Annotated in this window: 1 protein-coding gene; it reads right to left on the bottom strand. The window is 40.1% G+C overall.

Annotation, left to right across the window (positions count from 1 at the left end):
- Positions 1 to 925, bottom strand: a 925-nt coding sequence (locus V7L97_RS10595) for a histidine kinase dimerization/phospho-acceptor domain-containing protein (protein ID WP_333655800.1), incomplete at both ends; no start/stop codon positions are given.

A 925-nucleotide genomic window follows, 5' to 3' on the forward strand; every position in this document is an offset into this window, starting at 1 on the left:
CATTTTCCAATATGTTTAAAAATGCCTCTGTAATCCTGTCTTTATCACCAATGATATTAATGTCATTAACAAGGGATGTTTTGACGTTTACGTGTTTTCTTTCAGCAAGAGGTTTTGCTAATTGTATCGCCTGCAGGATGCATTCATTCAAAGATATATTTTTAAAATTTGCAGGCGATAATATCCCTGAATCAAGCCTTGCAAGGGAAAGAAGGTCTTCTATGAGTTTCCCCATATTTTCCGATACTGTTTTTATAGTCTTCAGCGTTTCGAGAAGTTCTTCCTTTGTCCTGTCTTTCTGGAGCATGACATCACAATGTGTTTTTATGACCGACACCGGCGTTTTAAGTTCATGGGATGCATCGGAGATTAGGCGTCTTTCGGCTTCAAATGCCTGCTGAAGGCGATTCAGCATTTCATTGAATGAATCAGCGAGACTGGTTAATTCCTCGGCCTCTGTCTTTGCATCTATTCTTTCATTCAGGTTTTTGTGGGTTATGGTCTTTATTCTACCGGAGAGTATGTTTATTGGTTTTAAAGACTTATTTGTTATCCATAGGCCCACAAGGCTTACAATGAATATGCTTGCGGGAATAATAATTAATAGAAATTTTCTGAAAGTTCCTATTATGGTAAGGCTGTCCGTAAGGCTTTCTGCAACGAATACGCTGAAGCTCCTGCCGAGAAATTCAAGATCGTGCTGCAGCACGCGTATGGGTTCTTTATTTGGTCCTGTGGATGTGAAGACTTTTTCTTTGAGTTTTCTGTCGTGATATTCGAGGGTGCCGGATGTCAGGTTGTAGTTGTCGTCAACAAGGGACGGAGATGCCGCAAGAATTTTTCCGTCCATTATTACCTTATAGTAATGTCTTGAACGTGGTATGGAATATTCCCCTGAAATAACCTCTGAGAGTTCAAGCTCAAC

The organism is Dissulfurispira sp., from assembly GCF_036745535.1.
In the GTDB taxonomy this organism is placed as follows: domain Bacteria; phylum Nitrospirota; class Thermodesulfovibrionia; order Thermodesulfovibrionales; family Dissulfurispiraceae; genus Dissulfurispira.